The following is a 20,108-nucleotide window of genomic DNA, read 5'->3' on the forward strand; positions in this document are numbered from 1 at the left end:
GGCCCGACGGTGGGGTCTACACCGACCGGAGGTGGCCGCGGGAGCCGCCCGAGCCGGTGCCCTCGCCGTTGATCACTCGCAGGTCGGGACGGCGGCCGAGGTTCAGGTCGTTCTGGCCGTCGCGCCAGCGGCGGCGGTGCGGGGAGTCGGTGTTCGGGCGGTCGTTGCCGGGGCGGCCGGTGGACGCACGGCGATCGGGAGTGGGGTCGGTGCGGCGGCGTTCCGGGCCGCGCCGATCAGCCCCGCGCCGGCGGTCGGTCATACCGATACCGGCGCTGTTGGGGTGGTCCGGGTTCGTGGCGGCGGACCGGTTCGGGGCCGGCCAGCGACGCAGGGCCGGGTCGGTGGGTCGGTGGTCGGCCCCCGGCTTGCGTGGAGCGTTGACCGTCCCGGCGAAGAACGACGCGCCATCCCGCTGGGCCGGTACCGAGAAGACGGCCGCCGAGTCTCCGCGGACCGGTCCGGTGCCGGAGGACGCGGGTTCCCGGCGGGCCGGTCCGGTGCCGGAGGACGTGGCGTTCCGGCGGGCCGGGCCGAGGCCGGACGGTGCGGGGGGTCGGCGGGTCAGGCCGGTGGCCGGTGGGGTGGCGGCGCGGCGGTTCGGACCGACGAACAGCGGAGCCGGGATCGGGCCGGTCGAAACCGAGGTGGCCGCCCGGGCGGACGTGCCGCCGGTCAGGACCACGATGCTGTCCGGTGTGGCTCCCGGGTGGCCGTCCCGGCGGAGGGCCAGGCGTTCCCGGACGATCGCGGCCAGGCCGGCCGGCAGGGCGGTTCCGCCGCGCTGCGGGTAGAACCCGACGGGTACCTCGGCGACCCGCAGCCCGGCACGCCGGGACCGGGCCGCGAGCAGTACCTCGACGTCCCGGCCGTCGCCTCGGACCGGATCGGTTCCGGCGACGCGCGGCAGGCCCAGCCGGTCGGCGTGAGCACGCCGGAAGGCCCGGAAGCCGGTGCCCGCGCCGGACGGGCGGCAGCCGAGCAGCACGCTCATGAACCAGAGCAGGAACAGGTCCGTACGCCGGGCGGTCCGGACACCTTCCACCACGTCGGCCCGGACCGTGGGTGCGGCCGGGTCCGCGGTGGGGAAGGGCCGGCCGGCGGAGGTGGCAAGCGCTTCGACGAGGTGCGGCAGGTGGGCCGGATCGCAGGAGCCGTCGCCGGGCAGGGTGACGATCACGTCGCCGGTCGCGGCGGCCACTCCGCAGGCGATGGCGTTGCCGGTCCCGTACCGGGTCTGGCGGATCACCCGGGCGGCCCGGGGCAGCGGCAGGACGGTGTCCTCGTCCGGTCCGACGACCACGATGATCTCGCCCACCGGGGGCAGTCCGGCGAACAGGAGCGGCAGGCGGCCGACGGTCGTCAGGGGGATCACAACGCTCACGGAGGGTAACTGCGGAACTGACATGTGATACGGCTCCCGGCTCGGCGGCGTTGCTGGGCCCGAAGCTACCGGCCCGCAACCGGCCTGCACCCTGGCCTATCGGTTGATGGTGATCATCTACGCGGACCGAACCGCCGGTGACGGCCCGTGTGCGTTGCCGGGCCGTCACCGACCGTACCGAAATTGGGTAGGGTGATCGATGTGAAACTCGGCCTGCACATCTCCACCTTCAGCTGGCCCGGCGGCGCACAGCGTCTGGGTCCTGTTCTCGCCGACATCGCCTCCGCCGCGGACGAGGCGGGCTTCGACCGGATCAGCGTGATGGACCACGTGTGGCAGATCCACGTGAACGGTCCGCCCGAGATGGAGATGCTGGAGGCCTACACGGCTCTCGGCTTCCTGGCCGCGCACACCAGCCGGGCGCAGTTGCTGACGTTGGTGACCGGCGTGGTCTACCGCGAGCCGGGCCTGCTCGCCAAAGCGGTGACCAGCCTCGACGTGTTGTCCGGGGGGCGGGCGATCCTGGGGATCGGTGCCGCGTGGAACGAGGAGGAGTCGCTCGGGCTGGGCCTGCCGTTCCCTCCGACCGCCGAGCGGTTCGAGCGGCTGGAGGAGGCGTTGCGGATCTGTCGGCAGATGTTCGCCGGTGACGAGACCGCGTTCGCGGGCCGGCACTATCGGCTGGACCGGCTGCTCAACTCGCCCTTGCCGCTGCGTCGGACGCCGATCCTGATCGGTGGCGGTGGGGAGAGGAAGACGCTGCGGCTGGTCGCGGAGTTCGCCGACGCCTGCAACCTGATGAACACCGACGAGCTGCCGCACAAGCTGGACGTGTTGAAACGGCATTGCGACGCGGTCGGGCGCGACTACGACGAGATCGAGAAGACGGTGCTCTACCGGTTCACCGACGATCTCGCCGAGACCGAGAGGGAGGCCCGTCGGCTGGCCGCGCTGGGTGTCACGGTGATGCACGGCCCGGTCCGGGAGTCGTGGGAGAAGACCGGGGAGTTCAAGCGGACTGTGGAAGCGGTGGCGGGACTGTGAGCGAGGGACGCATCGAGGCGGTCGTCTTCGATCTGGACGGCGTGATCATCGACACCGAGGAGGTGTGGGAGGAGGTCAGGCGCGGCTACGTCGCCGAGCACGGCCGGGAGTTCCTCCCCGACTCCCAGGATCGGATGATGGGCATGAGCACCGGGGAGTGGTCGGCGCACCTGGCCGACGAGGTGGGCGTATCCCGTACCGCTGAGGAGGTCGCCGCGGACGTCCTGGGCCGGATGGCCGAGCGTTATCGGGAAGCCCTGCCACTGATTCCCGGCTCCGTCGAGACGGTCCGGGCGCTCGCCGCCGACTACCGGCTGGCGCTGGCCAGTTCGTCGGCGCGGATCCTGATCGACCAGGTGCTGGCGACGGCCGGGCTGACCGACGTGTTCGAGGTGACGCTGTCGACCGAGGAGGTGCCGCGTGGCAAACCGGCGCCCGACGTCTACCTCACCGCGGTCGCGAAACTGGGCCTGACTCCGGCCGTCTGCGCCGCGGTCGAGGACTCCAGCAACGGTCTGCGTTCGGCGGCCGCGGCCGGCCTGACGGTGATCGCCGTGCCGCACGGTGTCTATCCGCCCGCCGACGACGCCCTGGCCGGGGCGACGCTCGTGGTGAAAGCGGTCACCGAGGTGACACCCGAAGCGGTTTCAAACCTTCATCGATAGGGGTACCCCGCGGGTCACACTCATGGAGGTGGCCCGTGACGGGACTCCGGCTCGACGTGGGGTTCGTCGACTATCTGATTCTGGCGATCTATTTCGTCACCGTTCTCGGCGTGGGTTTCGCTGCGCGTCGGGCGATCAAGAGCAGCGCCGACTTCTTCCTCTCCGGGCGGTCGATGCCCGCCTGGGTGACCGGTCTGGCCTTCATCTCGGCCAACCTGGGCGCCCTGGAGATCGTCGGCATGGCCGCCAACGGCGCCCAGTACGGCCTGATGACGCTGCACTACTACTGGATCGGCGCGGTGCCGGCCATGGTCTTCCTCGGCATCGTGATGATGCCGTTCTACTACGGCTCCAAGGTGCGCAGCGTCCCCGAGTTCCTGCGGCTGCGGTTCAACCGGCCCACCCACCTGTTCAACGCGGTCAGTTTCGCGGTGGCGCAGGTGTTGATCGCCGGTGTGAACCTGTACGCCCTGGCGCTGATCCTGCAGGCGCTGCTGGGCTGGCCGCTGTGGACGTCGATCGTGGTGGGTGCGGCGATCGTGCTGTCGTACATCGTGCTCGGCGGTCTGTCCTCGGCCATCTACAACGAGGTCCTGCAGTTCTTCGTGATCATCGCGGGCCTGCTGCCGATCACGATCATCGGCCTGGTCAAGGTGGGCGGGATCGACGGCCTGTTCGAGAAGGTACGGCAGAGCCCTCTCGGCGAGGCGGGCCTGCACACCTGGGCCGACACCGGCGGCACCGACAACCCGCTCGGCGCGAGTTGGATCGGGATCGTCTTCGGTCTCGGGTTCGTCCTGTCGTTCGGCTACTGGACCACGAACTTCGCCGAGGTGCAGCGCGCCTTGAGTGCCAAGGACATGAGCGCGGCTCGACGGACCCCGATCATCGGCGCCTTCCCGAAGCTGCTGATCCCGGCGGTGACCGTGATTCCCGGTCTGATCGCCCTGGTCACGGTGCAGGGGCTGGGTGCCGAGGAGGGTGACCTCACCTACAACAACGCGATTCCGCTGCTGATGCGGGACCTGCTGCCCAACGGGGTGCTCGGGGTGGCGGTCACCGGTCTGGTGGCGTCGTTCATGGCCGGTATGGCGGCGAACGTCAGCGGTTTCAACACCGTCTTCACCTACGACATCTGGCAGGCGTATGTCCGCAAGGACCGCGACGACGCCTACTACGTGCGGGTGGGCCGGATCGCGACGGTGGCCGGCATCGTGGTGGGTATCGGCACGGCGTTCATCGCGGCCGGTTTCGACAACATCATGAACTATATCCAGGCTTTGTTCTCTTTGTTCAATGCGCCGCTTTTCGCCACGTTCATCGTCGGCATGTTCTGGAAGCGGATGTCGGCCTGGGCCGGTTTCTGGTCGCTGTTCCTCGGCTTCCTGGCCGCGTTCGTGCTGTACATCCTGCATCTGACCGAGGTCGTCAAGTTCAACTCCGACCTGGAGCAGAGCTTCTGGGGTGCCGGCCTGGCCTTCGTGGTGGCGGTCGGGGTGGCCCTGCTGATCACCCCGTTCACTCCCGGTAAACGCGACGATGAGCTGCAGGGTCTGGTCTACGGCCTGGGCGGCGAGACCGGCGACGTGCTGGCCGCGGACCGGGTGTGGTGGCGTAACCCGGTGCTGCTCGGCGTGATCGCCGTGGTGCTGGCCATTCTCCTGTACATCCCGGTCTGGTAGAGGAGGCGGAACCGTGGCGGAACGCAAACTGGCCCGGCTGTTCGACGTGCGGCGGGTGATCGGCGGCCTGTTCGTGGTGTACGGCGTGATCGTCACCCTGATCGGCGTCCTCGACGGGCCCTCGGAGTTGGAGAAGGCGCAGGGCGTACGCATCAATCTCTGGATGGGTCTCGGCATGCTCGCGCTGGGTCTGCTGATGCTGCTCTGGCTGCGTCTGAACCCGCCGCCGGAGGCGGTGGAGGAGGACGCCGCGAAAGAGTCGGACCAGGCGGCCTGATTACCGGCTCGGTGTGCCCGGGTTGCGATCGGGTTAGAGGGGGCCCGCGAATCGTCAACCCGGGCCCCGGTCCGACCGATTACCCGGGCATGAATCCCCTCGCCTCAATCAGCGGCCTCGCTACCGAGGCCAGCCGTCGGCCCATCGGCTGGCAGGTGCAGCTCCGCGTCGACTACGTCGTCAACAAGGTGATGCAAACGCATCGCGGCCAGTCCGAAGACGCCGTCAAGCAGGCCATCCAGGACCAGCTTCGGGTCTACGGCGTCGTGCCCAACAACCGCCAGGTGAGTCAGTACGCGACGGCGATCTCGGCGTTGCCCCAACTACCACCCACCGGCTGAACCGTCATTTCGCCGGGAATCGCAGGATCCGGTCGTCTCCGTCGCGGGTGTCGCCGCGGCCGTCGGTGTTCGAGGTGGTCAGCCACAACGAACCGTCCGGCGCCACGGCGACCGTGCGCAGCCGGCCGTACTTCCCGGTGAACTCCGCCTTCGTCGAGCCGCCGCCGAGCGGCACCGTCCACAGTCGTTCGCCCTTGAGGGCGGCGACGTAGAGGGTGTCGCCGGCCACGGCCGCGCCGCTGGGTGACGCGTCGTCGGTGCCCCACTGCACGATCGGGTTCACATACCTGTCGTCGTCGGTGCGGCCCTCGACCTCCGGCCAGCCGTAGTTCTTCCCCGGCTCGATGACGTTGACCTCGTCCCAGCGGTCCTGGCCGAACTCGATGCCGTACATCCGGCCCTGCGTGTCCCAGGCGATCCCCTGCACGTTGCGGTGGCCGAGGCTCCACACCGGTGAACCCGCCCACGGGTTGCCGGGCGCCGGCCGACCCTCCGGGGTGAGCCGCAGAATCTTGCCGGACGGGTCGTCGCGGTCCTGCGAGCGGGATTCCTCACTCGCGTCGCCGGTGCCCACGTAGAGCATGCCGTCCGGGCCGAACGCGATCCGTCCGCCGTTGTGCCGCCCGCCCCGGGTGATCCCGTCGAAGATCACCTCGGGGTCGCCGCCGGACGGTTTGAACCTGATGATCCGGTTGTCGTCGGCCGCGGTGAAATACGCATAGACCCAGTCGTCGCGCACGGCCAGGCCGAGCAGTCCGCCCTCGCCGCCGGACTCCACACCGCGCACCCGGTACACCTCGCGCGGCTCGCTCCCCGGCACGATCTCCAGGATCCGGCCGCTGTTGCGCTCGGCGACCAGCGCGCTGCCGTCCGGCCGGAAAGCCAGCCCCCAGGGCACGTCGATGCCCGTCGCGATGGTCTCCGGCGAGCCCAGATCGGGTGTGCCGGTGGCGGCGGCCGACGGGGCGGGCGGCGCCGAGCCGGTCACCGACGGCACCGGGGCGACGGTCGGCGCCGCCGACGAGCCGTCGGACGAACAGGCGGTCAGGACGGCCAGACCGGCGGCTGCCGCGGCGAGTCGCGTGATGGTCATCCACCAACCGTGCCACGGCCCCGGCCTATCGGCATGACTCGTCTGCGGTAAATGATGTTGTTTGCCGTATTCCGCGCCGGGATTCGGACCAAGATGAGTCCGATGCGAGCTTTGGGACGGCCGGTCACGGCCGCGATCCTCACCCTCACAACCCTTCTCGGGTACGCGCCACAGCCGGCCCGGGCCGACCGGTCCATCGGTGTGCCGCCCCGGGGCCTGCGTTCCGGTGCCGCCGCCGACCCGATCCGCTGGTCGCCCTGTCCCGAGGACGAGACCGTCCAGTGCGGCCTGATGCGGGTGCCGGTGGATTGGACCGTCCCGCTCGGCCCGCAGATCGACGTCCAACTGGCCCGCAGCCCGGCCGGTGACCAGGCTCGCAAGCTCGGCGTCCTGATGGTGAACCCGGGTGGCCCCGGGGTCTCGGCGGTCAATCTGGCCCTCGATCACGACTTCTTCGACCCCGAGGTGAGCCGTCGGTTCGACATCGTCGGCATCGACCCGCGCGGGGTCGGCCGCAGCGCCCCGATCCTCTGCGACCAGGACCTGGTCGACGCCAAACCGTCACCGCTCTACACCACCGAGGCCGAGTTCCAGAAGGCCGAGGACTACAACCGGCGACTGGCCGCGGACTGCGCCGGCCGGAGCGGGCCGGTCTACGAGCACGCCGACACCGGCAGCGTGGTCCGCGACATGGAGGCCGCTCGGATGGCCCTCGGCGCGGACCGGATCAGTTTCTTCGGCGCCTCCTACGGCACCCTGCTCGGCCAGCTCTACGCCGAGCGCCACCCGGACCGGGTCCGTGCCCTGGTCCTGGACAGCGTGATGGACCACAGCGCCGGGGTCGACGCGTTCCTCGGCCAGACCGCGGACGCCGTACAGGCGGCGTTCGACCAGTTCGTCGCCTGGTGCGGGCGGGACACCAGATGCGTGCTGCGCGGGCGGGACATCCGGGCGATGTGGGCCGAGCTGATGCGGCGGGCCACCACGGGAGAACTCGTCGACCCGTACGACCCGCCCAGCAAGATCGGCGCCTGGGAGCTGATCTCGGCGGCGTTCAGCGCGTTCTACGACCCGCAGTGGTACTCGTTCGCGCACTACATCAAGGAGGCGTACGACCCGGCGCCCACCCCGCTGGCCCGTCGTGCCGTACCCCGCCTGGAGGACCTCACCCCGCACAGCTTCCCGGCCGTCATCTGCCAGGACTGGTCGCTGCCGGTCGGCGGCTTCACCGGATACCGGGACCGGCTGCGCGCCCTGGCCGAGCGGGCGCCGCAGATGCGGGCCTCACCGCTCGCGCTGACCGCCGTCTCCTCCTGCCTCGGCCGGGACGCCACGCCGGTCAACCCGCAACGGCCCATCCCGGCGGCCACCGGACCGGTCCTGGTGGTCAACTCCCGGTACGACCCGGCGACCGCCTACCCCTGGGCGCAGCAGGTGGCCCGGCAGCTCGGCCCGTCCGCGCGGCTGCTCACCTACCAGGGCTGGGGGCACGTGGCCTACAAGCACAGCGAATGTGTGAGCGCGGCGGCCGACCGCTTCCTCCTCGACCTGACCCTGCCGTCCGACCTGACCTGCCCCGCGGTCGAGCCGAAGCCGTTCGGGGTCGGCTGACCGTTGCTCTTCCGGTCGCCGCCGGGTAGGCAAGTATGGACGACCGGCTATGTCCAACCTGGAGGGCCGATGCGGTTCCTGCCCGCGCTGACAGCGCTGTCACTCACCACCCTGGGATTCGTCGCCGCTTCCCCACCCGCTTTCGCGGGCGGTGCCATCAAAGAACCGACCGCCATCGGGTACGGCGGAGCGGTCGCCACGGTCGACGCGGACGCCACCGCGATCGGGCTGGACGTGCTGCGCCGTGGCGGCAACGCGGTGGACGCCGCGGTCGCCGCCGCCGCGGCCCTCGGCGTCACCGAACCGTTCTCGGCCGGGATCGGCGGTGGCGGCTTCTTCGTGTACTACGACGCGCGCAGCGGGCGGGTCTCCACCATCGACGGGCGGGAGACCGCCCCGGCCGCGGCCACCGACAGGTACTTCATCGACCCGGCGGACGGGTTGCCGTACGACTTCACCGAGGCCCGGGTCAGCGGCCTCTCCGCCGGCGCGCCGGGCACCCTGGCCACCTGGGAGGCGGCTCTGCACCGCTGGGGCACCAGATCGCTGGCCGCCTCGCTGAAACCGGCCGCCCGGCTCGCCGACCACGGCTTCACCGTCGACGCCACGTTCCGCCAGCAGGTCGCCGACAACGCCGCCGCGTTCGGGCAGTTCACCTCGAGCCGGGAGCTCTACCTGCCGGGCGGGGCGCCACCGGCGGTCGGCAGTGTCCAGCGCAACCCGGACCTGGCGGCCACCTACCGGCTGATCGCCGAGCGGGGGACCGGGGTGTTCTACCGCGGGGCGATCGGCCGCGACCTCGTCGACACGGTCCAGCACCCGCCGGTCGCCGCCGATCCGTGGGGCACCTGGGCGTACCCCATCCGGCCCGGTGTGCTGACCCGCCAGGACCTGGCCGGCTATCGGCTGCGGTACCCGGCGCCGACCCGGTCCGACTACCGCGGGTTGACCGTCTACGGCATGTCCACGCCGTCCAGCGGCGGCGTCGCGGTCGGGGAGGCGCTGAACATCCTGGAAGCGGGGCTGCCCACCGCGGCGACGTCGACCGAGAAGCTGCACTACTACCTGGAGGCGACGGCCCTGGCGTTCGCCGACCGGAATCGGTACGTGGGGGCGTACACCTCGCCGTCGGTCCTGAAGAAGTTGATCTCCGATCCCTGGGCCGAACAGCGGGCCTGCTCGATCGACCGCACGAAGGCCCTGGTCAAACCGGTCGCGCCGGGTGACCTGAACGGCGCCGGTTGCGCGGTCGCGGCGGCGGGCCGGCCGGTCGAGGAGGGGCAGAGCACCACCAACCTGACCGTCGCCGACAGGTGGGGCAACGTCGTCGAGTACACCTTCACGATCGAGGCGACCGGCGGGAACACCATGGTCGTTCCCGGTCGCGGGTTCATCCTCAACAACGAGCTGACCGACTTCAACTTCGCACCCACCCAGGGCACCGCGCCCGACCCCAACCTGCCCGGTCCCGGGAAACGCCCGCGCAGCTCGATGTCGCCGACGATCGTGCTCAAGGACGGCCGGCCGTTCCTCGCGCTCGGCTCGCCGGGCGGCGCCACCATCATCACCACCGTCACCCAACTGCTGCTCAACCGCCTCGACCTGGGCATGAGCCTGCCCGCGGCGATGGCCGCGCCGCGCGCCTCCCAGCGCAACAGCGCCGGCATCCAGGCCGAGGCCGCGTTCCGCGTCCAGTACGGCCCGGTGCTCACCCCGCTCGGCCACACGTTCGCCGCCGACGCACCGGAACTCGGCGCGGCGACCGCGATCGAGTTCACCCGGGGCGGCGGGTTCATCGCCACCGCCGAGCCCGTCCGCCGAGGTGGCGGCGCCGCCGGGGTGGTCCGGCCGGCCCGCTGAGTTTGGCGGCCCCCCGATCGGTCGGCCATCATGGTGCGACCGATCGGGGAGAGGCGATGAGTTTCGAGAACATGGCGCCGCACCAGGGCAACCTGGAGACCTTCGGCCTGGCCACCCGACGGGTCATCCGCTTCAGCATCGGCTTCCTGGTGATCGTCCTGATCACCGCCGGCTTCGTGCTCGCCGGGACGAACGCGGTGCAGCGCGGCACGGTCGACCTCAGCTATCCCGGCACACAGGCCGGGCTGGTGCTGGCCATGTCCGCCCTCGGGCTGCTGACCTGGGTCTGCCTGGTCGGGCTGCTGATCTCCACGATCGTCTGGATCGTCAGCGCCCACAAGGTGTCACCGACCGGCCCCGGTGCGGCCGGATACGGCGGCCTCTTCGCGACCCTGATGCTGTTCAGCCTCAGCTATCTCCTGCCGCTGACCCTGCTGGCCGGGGCCGGTCTCCGGCTCCTCGGCTGGGCCGCCCTGATCGCCGGGGTGGTGCTGACCCGGGCCCGGATCCGCCGGGAGACCGGCCGCCCCGACCTCGGCGGCCGCCCGCGCACCATCCTGAGCAGCGACGACTGGGACGCCTCGAAGTGGGACCCGGAGGTCCACCGCGACATCGAGCGCCGCGGCCGCCCCACCGACTGACCTCTGTTAATGTCCCGCGGTGCAATGTCAGCGGTGCGGAACCGTCCTCGAACATCCAGGTCAAGGCCACGACTGCCGGCCGGCGTACGTCCCGGTCGCCCAGCCGCCGCACAACTGGGTCGTCTCGACCTGGGTGAGCGTCACGGCCGGCGTGGTCGTCGCGCTCTCCACAGCGGTTCTCGGAGCGCTGCACCTCGCCGGGGCGCCATTGGTCACCACCGCACCGTTCGTGCTCATCGCCGGACTCGCCACCCTCGTCATGATCGTTGCGGCGGTGCTCTGGGGCCGTGCCACCCGGCAGACCGTCGAGCAGTTCGGTGCCGACAGCCGCAGCTACGTCATCCAGTGGGGGATCCGGGTCTGGTGGCTGTCCGTCGTGGTGGGACTCGGTCTTCAGTACCTCGGCGAGACCAGGTCCGCCGCCGGGATCGGTGCCCTCGTGCGGACGGTCGGAGTGGCGGCGCTGATCGCTGACGTCCTGATCACCCGGACCCGACTCACCCGGCTGATCGAGGGCCTCGCCCGGCCCGTCTTCTGACCCTAACGGGCCTCCAGCGGCAGTCGGACCAGCACCGTCGTGCCCGAGTCGCCGCCGGTCAACTCGATGCTGCCGTGGTGCTTCTCCACCACGGCCCGGCTCAGCGTCAGGCCCAGCCCGCTGCCCGGCAGCACCCGGTCATGGCCCCGGGCGGTCCGGAAGTGCCCGGTGAACAACTGCTCCCGCTCGGCGTGCGGGACATCCCCGGCCGCGTCCGACACGGCCAGCTCGGCGGCCCGCCCGGTGCTGCGCAGCGACACCGCCACGTGACCGCCGTCCGGACTGAACCGGACCGCGCTGCCCAGCAGGTTCTCCACGATGTGCCGTAGCCGGTCCCGATCGCCCGGCAGGATCAGCTCGCCGGGCAGGTCCGCGTCGATCACCACGGGGGCGCCGTCGATCGCCACCCGCGCCCGGTCCACCACCTCACGGACGACTTCGGCGAGATCCATCGGGGTACGCCGTACGTCCGCGTGCCCGGCGTCCAGCGCGGACAGCTCCAGCAGCTCGTTGATGATCTCCCGGAGCTGATTCGTGTTGCGCTCGATCACCGCGATCAGGCGCGGCCCGTCCCGGACCAGAGTCGGCTCGTCCGCCTCACGCAGCAGCTCGGTGTAGGCGCTGATCGATGTCAGCGGGGTGCGCAGTTCGTGCCCGATCAGTGCCAGGTACTCGTTCTTGCTCCGGGTCAGCTGCCGCTGCAGATCCTCCACCCGGCGCCGCTCCACGAACTGCCCGAGATGCGCGGCGATCCCCGACATCAGCGCGACCAGCTCGTCCTCCGGGTCCTCGACCGAATCGGCGAAGACGGTGAGCACCCCGATCGGCCCCGAGCCGTCGTGCACTGGGATCGCCAGCGCCGTGTGCAGCCGGTCCGCCGACGTGTCCGGGGAGATCAGGCTCTGCGGGCGGCCCACGTCCCGGATCCACAGCGGTTTGTCCACCTGCCAGGCCCGGCCCGCGAGGCCCTGGCCGTACGCCAATCGTTCCGGCACCGGAATCCCGGACGGCCAGCCGGGGGCGCTCCATCGGGCCGCGGCGCGGATCGTCCCGTCGTCGACCATCCACAGCTCGGCGTGCACCCAGTCCAGGGTCGCGACCACCGCCTCCAGCACCCGCGGGCCGGCCGCCTCGATGCTCGGTGTCCCGGCCAGCGCCGTCGTCACCGCCAGCTCACAACTGCGGAACCGCTCCGCCCGTCGCTGCCGGGTCACGTCCTGCACCGCCTGCACGGCACCCACCACCCGGCCGTCCAACCCGCGGATCGGCTGGGCGTCCATCAGGAAGAACCGGGTCCGGCGGCCCCGACCGTGTGCGGCGATCGGCTCGTCCCGGACCCGTTCCCCACGCAGTGCCCGGAACAGGCCCAGCTCGTCGCGCTGCAGCGACACCCCCGACCCGTCGACCAGCCCGGTCACGTCCGCCACCGGCGAGTCGCCCCACAGCCGGCGCATCCGCTCGTTGACGAACACCACCCGGCCGTCGGCGTCACACGCGGTCACCCCGTCGTGCAGGCTGTCCAGCACCGCGTCCAGAAACCGGTGCTGCTGCTCCAGCTCGTGCCGGGCCAGTTGCTCGCCGATCAGCAGCGTCGCCACATCGGCCGCCTCGGCCACCGCGGCGAGCTGCCCGGGTGTCCACTCCCGGGGCCGGTGGTCGTAGGCGAAGCACACTCCCAGCACCATGCCCATCCGATCGTGCACCGGATAGCCCAGATAGGCGCCGCCGTGCTCACTCAGCACTCCGGCCGGCACCCGGTCGTCGGCCTGCGCGTCGGTCACCACGAGGGTCTGCCCGGTACGCGCCACGATCCCGCCGAGTGAGGAGTCCAGGTCGGTGTGGTTCACCTCGTCCCAGTCGGCGGCCACACCCCAACTGCCGTACAGGCGGAGCCGGTCGCCCTCGACGAACTGGACATAGGCGCTGGGCGCGGCCGCGGCCCGGGCCGTCAGCGCGGCCAACTGGTCGGCGGATCCGCTGGTCAGGACACCACGATGCGGAGTGGGCCCGAAAAAACCGGCGGCCGCCGGCGAGCGTGCGTGCTCGTCGACGGCCGTCCCCCCGTAAGGCTCAGCCGTGCGCGCGGGAGTCGCGGCTTCCGCCGCGTGCGTCCGTCCGGATCGCCCGGCATCGCCGGGGCCTTCTCGCCGCATGGCCGACCTCCACCTCAAGCCTAGATGCGCGAAAGGGCTAAAACCGGCAAATGACGCGGCACGCCTTCTCGGCCCCTTCGTGCCGGGGCGCAACCAACCACCCCACACCCTTCAGTGTCGGCCGGTGTCGCCCGACCCTTTGGGCTGTTCTTCAGGGCCGTTCTTCAGGGCTGTTCTTCAGGGCTGTTCTTCAGGGCGTCGATGGGGCAGGCGTCGTTCGTACCGCAGGTCGGTGATCGGGCGACCGGCCAGCGTGCCGCGGCGTTCGAACTTCGTCTCCGGGCGGGCGTGCGGGTTGGCCGGCAGACGGTGTAGGCCCGGATCGGCGTCCAGGGTCTCGGCCATCGCCTCGGCGTACTCCGGCCAGTCGGTCGCGCAGTGCAGCACGCCTCCCGGGCGCAGGCGCTCACGCAGCAGCGCCACGTTCGACGGCTGGATCAGGCGGCGCTTGTGGTGGCGGGCCTTCGGCCACGGATCCGGAAAGAAGACGTGCACCGCGTCCAATACCGCCGGACTGATCCGGTGCACCAGCTGCATCGCGTCTCCGCAGGCCACGCGCACGTTGTCGAGACCCAGCTCACCGACCAGGGCCAGCAGATTGCCGATACCCGGGGTGTGCACCTCGACCCCCAGATAGCCACGGCCGGGGTCGGCCGCGGCCATCGCCGCTGTCGCGTCGCCCATGCCGAAGCCGATCTCCAGGACCACCGGTGCGTCCCGGCCGAACAGATCGGTCAGATCCAGCGGCGTACGGTCGCCATCGGTCACCGTCAGCCCGAGTTTCGGCCACAGCGTTTCGTGCGCGTCGGCGTGGCGGCTACTCATCCGGCCACGGCGGGGATGGAAGGTACGAATGGGGCGCGCGGCGGCGGTTTCGGTGTCACTCATGGCGCGGCCAACGATAGAACCCGCCCCGGCCCACCGCGAAATCCCGCCCTGCGGTATTCGGTCGGCCCTGCGGTATTCGGTCGGTCAGTGGGGCAGGGGCTGGACGCTCGGCTGGGAGCCGGATCGCAGCAGCGTGCGGCTCCCGTCGGCCAGGCTGAGCACGGTGAGCCACGAGCCCTTGTTGTTGCGACTGGTGACCACCGCGCGGCCCGCGTCGACATAGGCGAGTTCGCGGTCGAGTGTGCCGCCGACGGTTCGTTCCGTCCCGGTGGCCGTGTCGTACTCGACGAGGTGGACCGGCCTGTTCTCGGTCGCCGTCTCGCCCTCCTGGTAGGCGGTCCAGGACAACCGCGCCCCATCCGGACGCCAGCTCGGCACCGCCGCGAACCCCCGGTTCTGGCTGCCCCCGCCACCGAAGGCGGCCACTGTCCGCTCCTCCCCGGTCGCCACCGTGCCGATGCTCAGGCAGGCGTCGTACACCGACTCGCAGTCCCCGCCCCGAAACGCCACCCGAGCGCCGTCCGGGGACCAGGCCACCGCGTTGTCGTACTGGAGCCGCTCCCGCAACGACCCGGTCACCGGGCCGGCGGTGGTCTCCTCCGGCAGTTCCGCGCCACGACAATCCCGAGGGAACAGCACCTCCGGACGCGCGTTCTCAGCCGTGGCCGAGATCCGGTACACCCCGGGCCCGCCGGTGCACGACAGCGACGCGAACGCGATCCACCCGCCGTCCGGCGACCACGACGGCCCGCCCGCCGGCCGGGTGGTGAGCCGCCGCTGCCCGGTCCCGTCCGCCCGCATGACCCAGACCTGCCCCCGCTTCAGAACGGCAAGCCGCCGCCCATCCGGCGACCACCGCGGCCGGGCATGCCCGCCTCCGCTGGTCAGCCGCTGCTCACCGGGTCCCTTGCTGACGAAGACGTCCCCGTCCCGAACGAACGCCACCAGACCCGGCAGCCCGGCTCCCGCCGCCGTCCGTCCCGCCCGGCCCGCTGCGCCCGCCGCCGCTTCCGCCGCCACCGCCGCGGTCGGCGACCCACCCAGAACCACCGTCGCCGCCAGCGTCACGGTTCCCGCAATCTGACCCAGCTTTCCCATGGCCGAACGCCCCCCGAGGTCCCGCCTCTGTTCACCTACAACAGGAGTCATCGTCGCAACCGCCCCGCACCTAAGCCGTTCCCGACCCGCAACCCGGAGACGCGCCCTGGCGTCCGGTGGTGCGGCTTGGCGTCGGAAGCGCGGCCCGGCGTCCGGAGACGCGGCCCGGCGTCCGGAGACGCGGCTTGGCGTCGGAAGCGCGACCCGGCGTCCGGTGGTGCGGCTTGGCGTCGGAAGCGCGGCCTGGCGTCGGAAGCGCGGCCCGCAACTTGGAAACCCGGCCCGGCTCGGCCAGGCGCAGACTCGGCGCCGGTCCGGCGCTTCTCGGCTGGTCGGCACCGCTGTCTCTAGCCGTGCGAGACAACGGTGCCGACCAGCCTGGGTCAGCCTCGGGTCGGCGCGGACGACGGGATCTCGCCGGAGAGATCCGTTGCGTCGGTGGCCGGGGCCGCGTGTTCCCGGGATTCACCTGCGTCCAGGTAGAGGGTGGCCACGGCGCCCAGCAGGAGCAGGCCGCCGATGATCGTGGTGAGACCGAGCGGCTCGTTGATCAGGAGCACGGCCAGGAGCGCCGCGGTGAGGGGTTCGAGGAGGGTGACCACCACGGCGACGCTGCCGGAGATCCGCCGCAGGCCGGTGTAGAACAGCGCGTAGGCCAGGGCCGTGGTGATCGCGCCCGCGTAGACCAGCAGCGCGATCGGACCCGCGTGTGGAGTGAAGGCCAGGCCCTCGACGGCGGCGATCGGCAGGATCGCGACCGCCCCGATCGCGCAGGACAGGGTGGTCAGGATGAGTGGTTCCATACCCTGGGTGGTGTGCCGGCTGATCGCGGTCGACGCGGCGTAGACGATGCCCGAACCGATCGCGGCCAGTAGGCCGAGGCTTGCGACGGTGGTGGCGCCGGGTTCGACGGTCGCGCCGCCGATCAGGACCAGCCCGCCGATCGCCGCGGCGGAGGCGAGCAGGGTCGCGGTCCCGGGGCGTCGCCTGGTGCGGAAGGTCTCCCAGGCGCTCAGCAGCACCGGCGCGATGCCGAGGCTGACCACGGTGGCGATGCTGACGCCGCTCAGCCGGACGGCCACGAAGTAGAGGCCCTGGTAGGCGGCGAGCCCGACACCGGCCGCGATCACCGCGACCGGCGCGGCCCGGAACGCCGCCCAGATCCGGCGCCGGGCCGGGAACCCCAATGCGGACATGACGACGGCGGCGACGGCGAGCCGGTAGAAGCCGATCGCCAGCGCCCCGAGCCCGGTCTGCTCGGCGACGATCTGGACGACGACACCGGCCGTGCCCCAGAGGATCCCGGCGGCGGACACCTGCATCAGGCTGAGCCGGGCGCCGGCTGCAGCCGACGAGAAGAAAGAGGTGAACACATGCGCTCCGAAAAGAGTGAGTCGTCAGAGAACGGCGACGGAGCGCACAGCAGAGCCGCCGATCAGGCAGAGCCGAATCGGCGCGGCAGCGCTCCGGTCAGGAGCGCGGCGGCGGAAGAACGCCGGGGAAGGGACTCACGCCCGGCAGCTTAGCCGCTGCCCGGCGTCACCAGCGCAGAGGGCGACAAGCACCACAGCGACCCGGCTCTCCCCGCGAGTGGGCACCGATGGGCCACCGACCTCCGGCCGCACCGACCTCCGGCCGCACCGACCTCCGGCCGCACCGACCTCCGGCCGGGCGGCCGGTGCGATGCGGTCGAGGGGGTCGGCGTGGCGGGATAAATAGGGCAAGTCTGGCGCGGATGCGGGTCGCAGGGTGGGCCTGGCGCGGGCCGCGGGGTGGCCCGGGCGCGGGTGCAGGCCGCCGGGTGCGCCTGCGCGGGTGCGCGCAGTGCCTGGCGTGGGTGCGGGCCGCGGGGGCGCGCCCTGCGCGGGTGCGGGTGCGGGCCGCGGGCGTGCCTGGGGTGGGTGCGGGCCGCGGGGGTGCGCCCTGCGCGGGTGCGGGTGCGGGCCGCGGGGGTGAGCCTGCGCGGGTGCGGGCCGCGGGGTGTGCCTGGCGTGAGTGCAGGCCGGTGGGGCCGGCCGGGCACGAGGGGTGGTTCGTGCCCGGCCGGAGACTGGGGAAGAGGGTCAGGCGGCTGGGGAACCGGTGGCGGCCCACATCGCGGTGAAGGCCGCCGCCTCGCCGGCCAGCCAGCTCTCGACGTCGCCCGGGCGGGCCGACCGGTCGATGCGGTGGGCGACGCCCCGGCGCAGGTCGACCAGGACCGGCTCGGCGTTGGGGAGGATCTGGTCCATGTGGCGGGCCATCAGGTGGAGCATCGCCGTGGCGGCCTCGGGGCTCGGCGGTTCCTCGTCGAAGTGGATGCGGACGGCCTCGCGGCGGCCGTCGTCATAGCGCAGGCCGAAGTGCGGATTGATCTTCACGGCCAGGGGGCCGACGGTCGCGATGGCGTCCCTGGTCTGGGCGAGATTGACCTGCTCGGGGTCGCCGAGCGAGGTCAGGTAGGTGCGGGCGCCGGTCTGCAGAGCCCCATACAGCGGCTTCCAACGGTCCTTCACCACGTCGACGACGCCACCGAGGTAGCTGCCGCCGGTGCGGAACGCGATGTCGGCCTTCAGCGCTTTCACCAGCTGGCCGTGCGGGTTGAAACCGCTGCGGCGCTCCCGCTGCTTGCGCAGGCCGCCGACGAACGTGGCCTTGGCCGGGCCGGTGCGCGACACGTAGCGGGTGAAGCCGAGCATCGTCGCGTAGGGAGGGATCACGGGCACGGGGGTGGTGGTCGAGATAGTCACGTCGTCTCCTCGCTCGCACTGCGGAAATCAGGCCGCAAGGGGCCTCCGAAGGCCTGAAGATCCGCAGCTCAGGTCCCCTCTTTCGTACATACATTCTAATCGACGGGTACGACATTCCCAACGCGGAAACCGGGGTCCGCGGGGGCACAATGGAGCGATGTCGCCGTACCCCGGGGATCCGTGGTCCTGGTTCGATTTCGACCTGAGGTCGGACCGGACCGTGCACGTTCCCTACCGGGTTCGGCTCGACCTCACGTCGGGCGTCGTCGTCGACGTCCCGGCGCTGTGGGTCCGGGTCGGCCGTGCCGACGGAGTGGCGGTCGGGCCCGAGTCGGAGGAGCGTGTCCCGCTGACCGGCATCGCGTCCGGCCACGTCGACGTCGTACCGGTTCCGGAGGATCTGCCGGAGTTGCGGAAGCGGTACCCGTGGGCGTATCGGATGTGGGAGTCCGGCGAGACCATCGCGGTCCACCACTGGATCCGGGGCGGTGAGCCGGCCGAGGAGATCGCGGAGCGCCTGCGGCGTCCCCCGGAGCACATCCTGGCCCGAGCCGACCGGGTGGAGGCGCTGCTGCGTGCGGCCCGTCAGTCAGCCCAGCCGATGACGCCGCCGCACTTCCCGCGCCTGGGTGACCTTCGGCAGCCGACCGTCCATCGCCGGTCCGGCACGCCACCGTGGTATGCGGAGGCACACGCCGATGATCCGACCGTCTACTGGCACTGCCGGATCCACCTGGACCTGCGTGACTCGGGGGTGTTCGACGGGATGCCCCCGGACCACTGTGCTCTGACCGAGGACGGTGTCGGTTACCGGGAGACCAGAGTCGTGCACCACGTGCGGCTGGATGACATCACGTCCGGGCGGCTCGACCTCCGGCCGGTTCCCGCCGATCTGACCGACCTGGCGCGGACCTACCGGATGGCCTATCAACCCTGGCGGGAGCAGGACGCGAAAGACATCCTGTGGGGCGGCCGGGCGGTCACCGGCATGCCGCTGGACCGGCTCGTCGAGCGGCTGGGCCGGCCCCCGCGACACATCCTGGCGAAACATGCCCGGCTGGAGGCGACGGCGGCCGCGATGGTCCGCGAACCGCGTGCCGAGCCCGCGCCCTACCTCTCGGCCGGTGCGGACGGCCCGGACGGCTGGATCGTGGAGGTGAAGGACGTGACCCCGCCACGCGTGGTGGCCGAGCGCCACCACATCGAACCGACCGGTTTCACGAATTTCGGCGCCTTCTTCGCGATGCTCACCGACGAGCAGATCACGGCCCTGCGTGACGACCCCGACGTCGAGTACGTGCAGAAGGAGGTCTGGGTGCGGCCGTGCTGACCCGCCGGCGGAAGAATGAAGGGCATGGAGCTCATCGATCGGGTACGTGAGACGCGCCGCCGACTGGCCGAGGACGGCCCGGAGTGGACCAGGCGGGAGCACGACTTCGCCACGGTCACCCTGCCCGAACGCGACTGTGATCGGCTGCGCGACCTGCTGATCGCGGACCGCGCGGAGACCGTCGTCGAGGTGGGGCTCGCCTACGGCAGCAGCGCCCTGGCGATCGGGGAGGCACTGGTCGCCGGCGGCGGTACGCCACGACACGTCATCATCGATCCGTTTCAGCGGGACGCGTACCACGACGTGGGTTGGAATCTGCTGACCCGCGCGGGCCTGGACCGGATCGCCGAGCTGATCCGCCGGCCCTCCTCCGAGGCTCTGCCGAGGTTGCAGGCCGAGGGCCTGGTCGCCGACGCCGCGTTCGTCGACGGCAGCCACCGGTTCCACGAGGTCTTCGTCGATCTCTACTACCTGCGCAAGATCGTCAAGCCGGGCGGCCTGATCGTCCTCGACGACGACTGGGCGCCGTCGATCCGGACCGCGGTCCGCTACTTCGAGCGCAACCTCGGCTGGACCGTGCTGACCGGCGCGTTCGACGGCGGCACCAGGGTGATCGAGGGGGCGGTGACCGGGGAGCAGATGGTCCGCGGCTCGGGGACCGTCACCGGGAATCCGCGCTGCCGTGCGATCCGCCTGCCGGACGAGAGGTTCGAGCCGGCCTTCGACGACTTCCGGCAGTTCGTCGAGTGATCTCCGGTCGTCGCGGCGGAGAAT

At 71.5% G+C, this 20,108-nt stretch carries 18 protein-coding genes; 11 read left to right on the forward strand and 7 right to left on the reverse strand.

All coding sequences use genetic code 11. The annotated features are described in order from the left end of the window. Positions 1-16: 16 nt before the first annotated feature. Complete coding sequence (locus tag Q0Z83_RS52545) at positions 17-1,384, reverse strand: glycosyltransferase family 2 protein (RefSeq protein ID WP_317791082.1); 1,368 nt, start codon at positions 1,382-1,384, stop codon at positions 17-19. 192 nt (positions 1,385-1,576) lie between these two features. Here Q0Z83_RS52545 and Q0Z83_RS52550 point away from each other — a divergent pair, with 192 nt between their 5' ends. The 5 genes from Q0Z83_RS52550 to Q0Z83_RS52570 all read left to right on the forward strand — a co-directional run bounded on the left by Q0Z83_RS52550 (position 1,577) and on the right by Q0Z83_RS52570 (position 5,393). Next, on the forward strand, positions 1,577-2,428 hold the full coding sequence (locus Q0Z83_RS52550; protein ID WP_317791083.1) for an LLM class F420-dependent oxidoreductase: 852 nt from the start codon (positions 1,577-1,579) through the stop codon (positions 2,426-2,428). Beyond that, entirely contained in the window at positions 2,425-3,093 is a 669-nt protein-coding gene (locus Q0Z83_RS52555) for an HAD family hydrolase (protein ID WP_317791084.1), read from the forward strand. The genes Q0Z83_RS52550 and Q0Z83_RS52555 overlap by 4 nt, the downstream gene beginning before the upstream one ends. Positions 3,094-3,128: 35 nt before the next feature. Then, on the forward strand, positions 3,129-4,775 hold the full coding sequence (locus Q0Z83_RS52560; protein WP_317791085.1) for a sodium:solute symporter family protein: 1,647 nt from the start codon (positions 3,129-3,131) through the stop codon (positions 4,773-4,775). Between the two features lie 13 nt (positions 4,776-4,788). After that, positions 4,789-5,052 carry a hypothetical protein gene (locus tag Q0Z83_RS52565; RefSeq protein WP_317791086.1) on the forward strand — a complete coding sequence of 88 codons (264 nt, stop codon included), beginning with the start codon at positions 4,789-4,791 and terminating at the stop codon, positions 5,050-5,052. A gap of 89 nt (positions 5,053-5,141) precedes the next feature. Beyond that, positions 5,142-5,393, forward strand: coding sequence for a hypothetical protein (locus tag Q0Z83_RS52570; protein ID WP_317791087.1), 252 nt, complete (start codon positions 5,142-5,144; stop codon positions 5,391-5,393). 4 nt (positions 5,394-5,397) lie between these two features. Here the strand turns inward: Q0Z83_RS52570 and Q0Z83_RS52575 are convergent, their stop codons facing one another. Further along, on the reverse strand, positions 5,398-6,486 hold the full coding sequence (locus tag Q0Z83_RS52575; RefSeq protein ID WP_317791088.1) for a PQQ-dependent sugar dehydrogenase: 1,089 nt from the start codon (positions 6,484-6,486) through the stop codon (positions 5,398-5,400). Positions 6,487-6,588: 102 nt separating this feature from the next. On the opposite strand from Q0Z83_RS52575, the gene Q0Z83_RS52580 reads away from it, so the two are divergent. From Q0Z83_RS52580 to Q0Z83_RS52595, 4 genes are all read left to right on the forward strand, one after another. Further along, positions 6,589-8,097 carry an alpha/beta hydrolase gene (locus tag Q0Z83_RS52580; RefSeq protein ID WP_317791089.1) on the forward strand — a complete coding sequence of 503 codons (1,509 nt, stop codon included), beginning with the start codon at positions 6,589-6,591 and terminating at the stop codon, positions 8,095-8,097. 69 nt (positions 8,098-8,166) lie between these two features. Further along, positions 8,167-9,957 carry a gamma-glutamyltransferase gene (gene ggt / locus Q0Z83_RS52585; RefSeq protein ID WP_317791090.1) on the forward strand — a complete coding sequence of 597 codons (1,791 nt, stop codon included), beginning with the start codon at positions 8,167-8,169 and terminating at the stop codon, positions 9,955-9,957. Positions 9,958-10,013: 56 nt separating this feature from the next. After that, complete coding sequence (locus Q0Z83_RS52590; RefSeq protein WP_317791091.1) at positions 10,014-10,598, forward strand: hypothetical protein; 585 nt, start codon at positions 10,014-10,016, stop codon at positions 10,596-10,598. Positions 10,599-10,617: 19 nt separating this feature from the next. Further along, on the forward strand, positions 10,618-11,136 hold the full coding sequence (locus Q0Z83_RS52595) for a hypothetical protein (RefSeq protein WP_317791092.1): 519 nt from the start codon (positions 10,618-10,620) through the stop codon (positions 11,134-11,136). A 2-nt stretch (positions 11,137-11,138) separates the two neighbouring features. On the opposite strand, the gene Q0Z83_RS52600 is transcribed toward Q0Z83_RS52595, so the two are convergent. The 5 genes from Q0Z83_RS52600 to Q0Z83_RS52620 form a co-directional block, all read right to left on the reverse strand. Continuing rightward, the gene (locus Q0Z83_RS52600) at positions 11,139-13,097 is read right to left on the reverse strand and encodes a sensor histidine kinase (protein WP_317791093.1); all 1,959 of its coding nucleotides are present in this window, start codon (positions 13,095-13,097) and stop codon (positions 11,139-11,141) included. A 369-nt stretch (positions 13,098-13,466) separates the two neighbouring features. Then, on the reverse strand, positions 13,467-14,177 hold the full coding sequence (gene trmB, locus Q0Z83_RS52605; RefSeq protein ID WP_317791094.1) for a tRNA (guanosine(46)-N7)-methyltransferase TrmB: 711 nt from the start codon (positions 14,175-14,177) through the stop codon (positions 13,467-13,469). A gap of 84 nt (positions 14,178-14,261) precedes the next feature. After that, positions 14,262-15,275 carry a TolB family protein gene (locus Q0Z83_RS52610; protein ID WP_317791095.1) on the reverse strand — a complete coding sequence of 338 codons (1,014 nt, stop codon included), beginning with the start codon at positions 15,273-15,275 and terminating at the stop codon, positions 14,262-14,264. A gap of 383 nt (positions 15,276-15,658) precedes the next feature. Then, positions 15,659-16,648, reverse strand: coding sequence for a DMT family transporter (locus tag Q0Z83_RS52615; RefSeq protein WP_317791096.1), 990 nt, complete (start codon positions 16,646-16,648; stop codon positions 15,659-15,661). Between the two features lie 690 nt (positions 16,649-17,338). Then, positions 17,339-17,953: a hypothetical protein gene (locus tag Q0Z83_RS52620; protein WP_317797365.1), complete on the reverse strand. Its 615-nt coding sequence runs from the start codon at positions 17,951-17,953 to the stop codon at positions 17,339-17,341. 208 nt (positions 17,954-18,161) lie between these two features. Here Q0Z83_RS52620 and Q0Z83_RS52625 point away from each other — a divergent pair, with 208 nt between their 5' ends. Next, positions 18,162-19,334 carry a hypothetical protein gene (locus Q0Z83_RS52625; protein ID WP_317791097.1) on the forward strand — a complete coding sequence of 391 codons (1,173 nt, stop codon included), beginning with the start codon at positions 18,162-18,164 and terminating at the stop codon, positions 19,332-19,334. Between the two features lie 24 nt (positions 19,335-19,358). Further along, the gene (locus tag Q0Z83_RS52630; protein WP_317791098.1) at positions 19,359-20,084 is read left to right on the forward strand and encodes a class I SAM-dependent methyltransferase; all 726 of its coding nucleotides are present in this window, start codon (positions 19,359-19,361) and stop codon (positions 20,082-20,084) included. The last annotated feature ends 24 nt before the right edge of the window (positions 20,085-20,108 follow it).

It is taken from the genome of Actinoplanes sichuanensis (assembly GCF_033097365.1).
In the GTDB taxonomy this organism is placed as follows: Bacteria; Actinomycetota; Actinomycetes; order Mycobacteriales; family Micromonosporaceae; genus Actinoplanes; species Actinoplanes sichuanensis.

Coding starts and splice junctions, on each gene's coding strand:
- Q0Z83_RS52625 (WP_317791097.1), top strand. CDS start 18,162: ATGTCGCCGTACCCCGGGGATCCGTGGTCCTGGTTCGATTTCGACCTG.
- ggt (WP_317791090.1), top strand. CDS start 8,167: ATGCGGTTCCTGCCCGCGCTGACAGCGCTGTCACTCACCACCCTGGGA.
- Q0Z83_RS52590 (WP_317791091.1), top strand. CDS start 10,014: ATGAGTTTCGAGAACATGGCGCCGCACCAGGGCAACCTGGAGACCTTC.
- Q0Z83_RS52570 (WP_317791087.1), top strand. CDS start 5,142: ATGAATCCCCTCGCCTCAATCAGCGGCCTCGCTACCGAGGCCAGCCGT.
- Q0Z83_RS52580 (WP_317791089.1), top strand. CDS start 6,589: ATGCGAGCTTTGGGACGGCCGGTCACGGCCGCGATCCTCACCCTCACA.
- Q0Z83_RS52620 (WP_317797365.1), bottom strand. CDS start 17,953: ATGCTCGGCTTCACCCGCTACGTGTCGCGCACCGGCCCGGCCAAGGCC.
- Q0Z83_RS52630 (WP_317791098.1), top strand. CDS start 19,359: ATGGAGCTCATCGATCGGGTACGTGAGACGCGCCGCCGACTGGCCGAG.
- Q0Z83_RS52610 (WP_317791095.1), bottom strand. CDS start 15,275: ATGGGAAAGCTGGGTCAGATTGCGGGAACCGTGACGCTGGCGGCGACG.
- Q0Z83_RS52575 (WP_317791088.1), bottom strand. CDS start 6,486: ATGACCATCACGCGACTCGCCGCGGCAGCCGCCGGTCTGGCCGTCCTG.
- trmB (WP_317791094.1), bottom strand. CDS start 14,177: ATGAGTGACACCGAAACCGCCGCCGCGCGCCCCATTCGTACCTTCCAT.